This window comes from Halomonas borealis, from assembly GCF_004798905.1.
Classification (GTDB): Bacteria; Pseudomonadota; Gammaproteobacteria; order Pseudomonadales; family Halomonadaceae; genus Halomonas; species Halomonas borealis.
Map to the genome: position 1 here is coordinate 1 of NZ_SDMO01000037.1, position 370 is coordinate 370.

General features: G+C 47.6%; 1 rRNA gene. It reads left to right on the forward strand.

Annotated elements, in window-relative coordinates:
* Window positions 1-370: ribosomal RNA gene (locus ETC07_RS15010) — 23S ribosomal RNA — on the forward strand; the annotation flags it as partial.

The window sequence follows — 370 nt, forward strand, 5'->3', positions numbered from 1 at the left end:
CTTTAGTATCATGATGTAGACCCGAAACCTAGTGACCTATCCATGAGCAGGTTGAAGGTGCGGTAAGACGCACTGGAGGACCGAACCAGGACACGTTGAAAAGTGTTTGGATGACTTGTGGATAGCGGAGAAATTCCAAACGAACTGGGAGATAGCTGGTTCTCTCCGAAATAGCTTTAGGGCTAGCGTCGCAATTTAAGTGTATTGGAGGTAGAGCACTGTTTGGATGAGGGGCCCATCTCGGGTTACCAATTTCAGATAAACTCCGAATGCTAATACACATGTGCGGCAGTCAGACTGCGAGTGCTAAGATCCGTAGTCGAAAGGGAAACAGCCCAGACCACCAGCTAAGGTCCCAAAATATATGTTA